General features: G+C 70.1%; 7 protein-coding genes and 1 pseudogene. 2 read left to right on the forward strand and 6 right to left on the reverse strand.

Annotation, left to right across the window (positions count from 1 at the left end; translation table 11 throughout):
* The 4 genes from RBH18_RS42455 to RBH18_RS42470 all read right to left on the reverse strand — a co-directional run.
* Nucleotides 1-894, reverse strand: an 894-nt coding sequence (locus tag RBH18_RS42455) for an alcohol dehydrogenase catalytic domain-containing protein (RefSeq protein ID WP_306216188.1), incomplete at its 3' end; no start/stop codon positions are given.
* Entirely contained in the window at nt 891-2,348 is a 1,458-nt protein-coding gene (locus RBH18_RS42460; RefSeq protein ID WP_306216189.1) for an aldehyde dehydrogenase, read from the reverse strand. The genes RBH18_RS42455 and RBH18_RS42460, both read right to left, overlap by 4 nt.
* Nucleotides 2,349-2,362: 14 nt before the next feature.
* Nucleotides 2,363-3,598, reverse strand: a complete 1,236-nt coding sequence (locus RBH18_RS42465) for a cytochrome P450 (RefSeq protein ID WP_306216190.1) — start codon at nt 3,596-3,598, stop codon at nt 2,363-2,365.
* Nucleotides 3,598-4,263, reverse strand: coding sequence for a TetR/AcrR family transcriptional regulator (locus RBH18_RS42470; protein WP_306216191.1), 666 nt, complete (start codon nt 4,261-4,263; stop codon nt 3,598-3,600). The genes RBH18_RS42465 and RBH18_RS42470 overlap by 1 nt, the downstream gene beginning before the upstream one ends.
* Nucleotides 4,264-4,401: 138 nt before the next feature.
* Between RBH18_RS42470 and RBH18_RS42475 the strand changes: the two genes are divergently transcribed.
* Nucleotides 4,402-4,881: a MarR family winged helix-turn-helix transcriptional regulator gene (locus RBH18_RS42475; protein WP_306216192.1), complete on the forward strand. Its 480-nt coding sequence runs from the start codon at nt 4,402-4,404 to the stop codon at nt 4,879-4,881.
* A 76-nt stretch (nt 4,882-4,957) separates the two neighbouring features.
* On the opposite strand, the pseudogene RBH18_RS42480 reads toward RBH18_RS42475, so the two are convergent.
* Together RBH18_RS42480 and RBH18_RS42485 are read right to left on the reverse strand one after the other, a co-directional pair.
* Nucleotides 4,958-5,509, reverse strand: a pseudogene (locus tag RBH18_RS42480) (SDR family NAD(P)-dependent oxidoreductase); the annotation flags it as partial.
* A complete protein-coding gene (locus tag RBH18_RS42485) occupies nt 5,496-6,161 on the reverse strand; it encodes a TetR/AcrR family transcriptional regulator (protein WP_306216193.1) in 666 nt (221 codons plus the stop codon). The pseudogene RBH18_RS42480 and the gene RBH18_RS42485, both read right to left, overlap by 14 nt.
* Before the next feature lie 116 nt (nt 6,162-6,277).
* On the opposite strand from RBH18_RS42485, the gene RBH18_RS42490 reads away from it, so the two are divergent.
* On the forward strand, nt 6,278-6,511 hold a 234-nt coding region (locus RBH18_RS42490), incomplete at its 3' end, for a hypothetical protein (protein ID WP_306216194.1).

The raw sequence follows: 6,511 nt of genomic DNA on the forward strand, positions 1-6,511 counted from the left end.
GATACGCCGGCCGGAGCCGAGCAGTTGCATCGCGGGCAGGGGCAGGACCGCGTCCATGGCGTGCGGCATGCCGATCAGCGACACCGTGCCCTCGGGCCGGGTCATGTGGAACGCCTGGAGCATCAGCGCGGGCACGCCGACGACCTCGAAGGCGTGGTCGGCGCCGCGGCCGCCGGTCAGGTCCTTGACCTGGGCGACCGGGTCGCCGTCGCCGGGGTCGAGGGCGTGGGTGGCGCCGACCGCGAGGCTGCCGTCGCGGCGCCCGGCGCTGAGGTCGATTGCGATGATGGTGGACGCGCCGGCGATGCGGGCGCCCTGGATCACGGCTTGTCCGACCCCGCCGCAACCGATGACGGCCACGCTGTCTCCCGGGCGTACGCCGGCGGTGTGCAGGGCTGCGCCCAAGCCGGTCATCACGCCGCAGCCGAGCAGCGCCAGCTGCTCGTCGGGCAGGCTCGTCTCGACCGCGACCACGGTCGACTCGTCGACGACCATGGCCTCGGCGAACGAGCCGCAGCCGCACAGGGCCACCGCCTGACGCCCGTCGCTCAGATCGAGGCGGGGCCGGAACCGCAGGGGGCCGCGTTCGCAGTGGTTGGACATGGCGTTGGTGCACCACCAGCAGGTGCCGCAGGCTGGGGTGACCGAGGCGAGCACCCGGTCGCCGGGCTTGACTCGGCGGACCTCCGGGCCGACCTCCTCGACGGTGCCGCAGGCTTCGTGGCCGGGCACGAGCGGGTCGGTGCGGCCGGTGTTGCGCATGGCGGTGACGTCGGTGTGGCAGATGCCGCTGGCGGCGACGCGGACCAGCACGTCGCGCGGGCCGATCTTCGGCACCGGCACGTCCTCAAGGACCAGGGGAGTGCCGGGCTCGTACGCGACCGCGGCCCTCATCGCGCACCCCCGGCGAGCGACGCCGGTACGCTGATGGTGCGGGTTTCGAGGTAACCCTGCAGGCCCTCGACGCCGAGTTCGCGGCCGATGCCGGACTCGCGGAAGCCGCCGAACGGGGTCAGCGGCATCGGCGGGAAGTTGCGGTTGACGGTCACCGAGCCGGTGCGCAGGCGCCGGGCGACGGCCAGCCCGCGGGCGTCGTCGGCGGTGAAGACGCTGCCGGCCAGGCCGTAGGGGCTGTCGTTGGCGATGGTTACGCCCTCGTCGTCGCCGTCGTAGGGGACCAGGCAGACGACCGGCCCGAAGATCTCCTCCCGGACCACCCGCATCTGGTTGGTGGCGTCGCCGACGACGGTCGGTTCGACATACCAGCCTTTGCTGAGGTGGGCGGGGCGGCTGCCGCCGGCGACGATGCGGGCGCCTTCCTCGGTGGCGAGGCGCAGGTAGCCCTCGACCCGGTCTCGCTGGCGCTCGGCGACCAGCGGGCCAACCACCGTCGTCGTCTCGTGCGGGTCGCCGACGGGCACAGCCGCGATTGCCGCGGCGGCGGCGTCGAGGGCCTCGGCGTAGCGCGGGCGGGGGATCAGCAGGCGGCTCTGCATGCCGCAGACCTGCCCGGAGTTGTGCATGCCTTGGTGGACCAACGCGGTGACCGTGGTGGCAACGTCGGCGTCGTCGAGGATCAGCGCGGCCGACTTACCGCCCAGTTCCAGCGAGACCCGCTTGATCTGCTCGCCGCACAGGCTCATGATGCGCTTGCCGGCGGCGGTGGAACCGGTGAAGGCGACCTTGTCGGTGCCCGGGTGGGTGACCAGGTGTTCGCCGACGTCCCGGCCGCCGGGTACGAGGTTGAAGACCCCGGCCGGTACGCCCGCCTCGTGCAGGGCCTCGGCGAGGATGTAGTTGCTCAGCGGGGACTCCAGCGGCGGCTTGAGCACCACGGTGCAGCCCGCGGCAAGGGCGGGCGCGACCTTCCAGGTGGCCAGGGTGACCGGAGCGTTCCACGGCACGATCGCGGCGACGACCCCCACGGGTACGCCGGTGACCAGCGCGCCAAGGCCAGCGTGCAGGACCGGCCGCTCGAACTCGTAGCCGCGGGCGAGGTCGGCGTAGTAGTCGAAGACCGGTGCCACCAGCGACATCTGCTGGGGTGCCTGGCTGATCGCGATGCCCATCTCGTCGACGAGCACCGCGGCCACGTCGGGGGTGCGTTGGCGCAGCAGTTCGGCGGCCCGGGCGAGGATGTCGGCGCGCTCGGCCGGTGACATCCGTGGCCAGGGACCCTCGTCGAAAGCCTGGCGGGCGGCGGCCACAGCGCGGTCCATGTCGGCGTTGGTGGCCTCGGGGACCTCGCCGACGACTTCCTCGCTGGACGGTGAGACAACCTGGTGGACACCGGCCGACGTGGGCTTCGCCCACTCGCCGCCGATGGAGAACTCGGAGCGGTACATCATGGCGGCTTCTCCTCTCACCAGGCCACGGGCAACGAGTAGGCGCCGTAGACGAAGCCGTCGTGCTTGAACGGGATCTCGTCCAGCGTCGCGGCCAGCCGCAGGGTGGGCACGCGGCGCAGGATGGTCTGGTACGCGATCTGCAGCTCCAGGCGGGCGAGGGGCTGGCCGAGGCACTGGTGGATGCCGTAGCCGAAGGAGGCCTGCTGGCGGGCGTCGCGGGTCAGGTCGAGACGGTCGGGGTCGGGGAACGCCTCGGGATCGCGGTTGGCGGTCTCGTTGACCACGATGATCGGCTCGCCGGCCCGGATGGTCTGCCCGGCGACCTCGATGTCCTCCAGCGCCACCCGGCGCAGCCCGCCGTGGGTGATGGTGAGGAAGCGCAGCAGTTCCTCGGCCGCCGCGGCGATCAGCTTGGGGTCGTCGGTATCGCGCAGCCGGGCGGCCTGCTCGGGGTGCTCCAACAGGGCGAGGGTGCCCAGAGCGACCATGTTGGCGGTGGTCTCGTGCCCGGCGAAGAGCATCAGCACGGCCATGTTGGCCGCACCCTTGCGGGTCAGTTCGCCGTTCCCGATCCGCTCGACGAGCCCGGAGAGCAGGGCCTCGTCCGGATTCTTGATCTTTTCCCCGATCAGCCCGTCCAGGTAGTCGGCGAGCCGGCCGTGGGCCGCGCCGCGGTCTTCGGCGCTGGTGTCACGGTTGATCAGCAGCTTGCTGTTGCTCTGGAAAAATTCATGATCATCGTACGGGACGCCGAGCAGCGCGGAGATGGCCAGCGACGGCAGCGGCAGCGCATACGCCTCGACGAAGTCGGTGGGGTTCGGCCCGGCGAGCAGGTCGTCGACGAGGTCATCGGCGATCTTCTGAACCGCCGGGCGCAGGGCGGTCATCCGCTTGATGGTGAACGCGGAGGTGACCATGCGGCGCAGGCGGTTGTGTTCCGGGTCGTCCATCATGATGAAGCCGGTGTTGGATCCGGGCTCCGGCGGCCGGGCGATCTGGGCTTTCACGGCGTGCCCCTCGGCCTCCGACAGCGCCGGGGTGCCCCGGGCCGGGTCGGCGCTCACGGCCGGGTGGCCGAGGACCTGGCGATGGGCGGCGTGGCCGGTGACCAGCCAGGGGGTACTGCCATCCCACAGCCGTACCCGGGTCACGGGACCTTCCTGCTGGCGGGCACGCATGGCCGGAGCCGGGTCCAGCGGACATCGGGCATCACGGGCGATGTCGTACGCGGGGATCTGGGTGTCGGTCATCAAACCTCCCATGTGGTGTTCTCGGCCGCCACCCCGAGCAGGTGGCACACCGAGCTGGTGAGCAGATCGAGCGGATCGTCCGCGGGCATGGCTACGCCGGCGGCGAGCCAGGCGGTGAGAAACGACTCGGTTTGCAGGACTGCCATCAGTGCTCGTTGACGGGACTCGGCCGCCGTCCTCCCGCGCCACCGGCCGCGAACGGCGGTGAGCATCGCCGCGTAGCGCTCGTGCTCCTCGACGTAGCGATCGCGGGCGGCGGCCGCGGCGCGGTCGGTCTTGGACAGGGCCACCGCGCCCTCGACATGGATGACGCGCAGGGTACGGGCGATGGGCTGCCAGGCCCGTGCGGTCTCCTCGAGCCAGGAGCGGATGCCGGCGGCGCTCCAGCCGGGTAGAGCGCCGAGGGCGGCGAAGACCTCACCCATGGCCTCGTACACCTGGGTGGCGAGGGCCTGGATGATGTCGTTCTTGCCGGGGAAGTGGGCGTAGACGGTGACCCGGGCGACGCCGGCCGCCCGGGCGATGTCGTCCATCGTCGCGTCCACGAACGACTTGTCCGCGAAGACGGTAACCGCCGCGTCGAGCAGCCGGTCGCGGGTCAGCTGCTTCTGTCTCGCCCGCAGGCTGCCCGGCGGATCGACACTGGTCGCTCCCGGGCCGCTCATGGGCCGACCGTACACATCATATGTTGTCTTTACAAGATGTAAGGGCAAATCCTCTGCTGCATCGGATGCTTATGTAAACCCGACTGATGTGATCGCCTTATCTTGCGTTCTGGATAGGTAAGCGATACACATGTCAGTGTGAATCGTGTCGTCCGTGAGGGCTACCGGCAGATCGTCGACGACGGGTTACATCAGGCGACGGCGCTGCTGGGGCGGCACCTGAGCGATCGTGACGGCCCCGGCCTCACCACGATGTCGAATCTGGTTCGGCTGGAGCAGGAAGGTCCGGCCCGCGTCACAACGCTGGCCGCCGGTGCTGGAGTGAGCCAGCCTGCCATGACCGAACTCGTGCAACGGCTGGCCAAACAAGGCTGGGTCGAACGGGTGCCGGACCCCGGGGACGGCCGGGCGACGCTGGTGGCAATCACTCCGAATGGCCGGGCGGTGCTCGATCAGCGGCGCGCGGCGCACCAGCAACGGCTCGGCAAGCTGCTGGCAACGCTGTCCGATGAGGATGCAGCCGCGCTGGAGTTGGCCATGCACGTCGCCCTGCCGATCCTGGGCCGGCTGATTCGCACCAGTGCACGGCCGCAGGACGAGTGGCAGCCGCCTGCCTGACCGTGGGTGCGGCGAAGAGGGCGGCCGACGATGACGACGCAAGCGGCGAGTGACTCCGGCGCCCCGCGCCCGGCGCGACCACGTTGGCACGGATCCCCTGCGGTCCGTGGAAGAAGGCGACGCTACGGGTGTACCCGACGACGGCGTGTTTGGAAGCGGTGTAGGCGGCGGCCGCTGACGGGCGGAGGGCCGCCTCGGAGGCCACATTCACGATCGATCCGCGCCCGGCCTCGATCATGGCGGGCAGCACTTCCCGGGTCAGTCGCATGGTGGCCGTGAGGTTGACGGCCAGGACTCGGTCCCAGAGATCGTCGTCCACCTCCGATGGCGGCACGAAGCCATCCATGATCCCGGCGACATTGGCCAGCCCGTCCACCGGCCGGCCGGCCGCCGCGACGATCGCGGAGACCGACGCGGGGTCGGTGATGTCGGCGGGCACTGCCGTGACCTTCGCCGGGCCGCAATCGTCGAGCAACGTCTCCAGGCGGGTGCGGTCCAGATCGACCGCGACCACGTGGCCGCCCTCGGCGGCGATCCGGACCGCGGTGGCGCGTCCGATGCCCGAACCCGCACCGGTCACGATCACCGTGCGGCCGATGAAGCGGCCGGAGCCACTAGCTGTATCCATCTTTGCCCTTTCTAGAGTCCGGGTCTGACTCGTCGCGTTCGCAGGCCGGTCCGAGCAGGTGGCACAGGGAGTCGGTGAGCAGGATGAGGGGGTCGTCCTCGTCCATCGGCACGCCGGCGATCAGCCAGGCCGACAGGAAAGCCTCTGTCTGCAGGACAGCCATCCGGGCACGCTGAGCCGCCTCGGCGGGTGCCACCTGCCGCCAGCGTGCCTGGTTCTCCAGCAGCGCGACGGTGTAGCTCTGCTGCGCGCTGACGAACTGGTCCCGCGCGTCGGTGGAGTTACGGTTCACGGCCGAGGAGAGCGGTCGGACAACGCGCAGGATCGGCGCCACGTCCGACCATCGGTTGGCGGCCGTGTCCAGCCAGGCCCGGACCGTCGTCCGGTTCCAGCGGGGCAGCGCGGCCAGGTCGGCGAAAGCGGTCCCCAGCACGCCGTAGACGCGTTCGGCCAGCGCGTCGACGATCTCCGCCTTGCCGGGGAAGTGGGCGTAGACCGTCACTCGGGTGACGCCGGCCGCCCGGGCGATGTCCTCCATCGTCGTGTCGATGATGGATTTCTCGGAGAGCACACCGACCGCGGCGTCAAGCAGCCGATTGCGAGTCAGCTTCCGTTGCTCTTCGCGCAGGCTGGCACGAGGTTTCTCGGTCATCCCCCCAATATCTCCGATCATGCCCGCGGCCTTCTCTGGCCCCTCCGCACCTTGCACTTCACTATACAAAGTGTAAAAGTACCATACAACCTGTATATCGAGATGAGGGGCCCGAGATGGCTGAATACGAAAAGCCGTATATCGACGTCAGTGAGGAACGCACGGAACCCGTGCCACACCGGTACGTTCACGGCGGGTTCGAGGGGACGGCGGCCCGGTTCTCGTTCTACTTCCCGCCGGCCGAGCTCTACCAGCGGCGCTTCTTCCACAACACGTATCCGCTGACGATGACCGAGGATGTCGGCCCGTTCCCGATCGAGTTCGCCGTCGCGACCGGCAATGTGGCTTTC

It is taken from the genome of Actinoplanes oryzae, from assembly GCF_030757795.1.
In the GTDB taxonomy this organism is placed as follows: Bacteria; Actinomycetota; Actinomycetes; order Mycobacteriales; family Micromonosporaceae; genus Actinoplanes.

Excerpts from the sequence above, each read along its gene's own strand:
- RBH18_RS42465 (WP_306216190.1), bottom strand. The coding sequence starts at position 3,598 with ATGACCGACACCCAGATCCCCGCGTACGACATCGCCCGTGATGCCCGA.
- RBH18_RS42485 (WP_306216193.1), bottom strand. The coding sequence starts at position 6,161 with ATGACCGAGAAACCTCGTGCCAGCCTGCGCGAAGAGCAACGGAAGCTG.
- RBH18_RS42470 (WP_306216191.1), bottom strand. The coding sequence starts at position 4,263 with ATGAGCGGCCCGGGAGCGACCAGTGTCGATCCGCCGGGCAGCCTGCGG.
- RBH18_RS42460 (WP_306216189.1), bottom strand. The coding sequence starts at position 2,348 with ATGATGTACCGCTCCGAGTTCTCCATCGGCGGCGAGTGGGCGAAGCCC.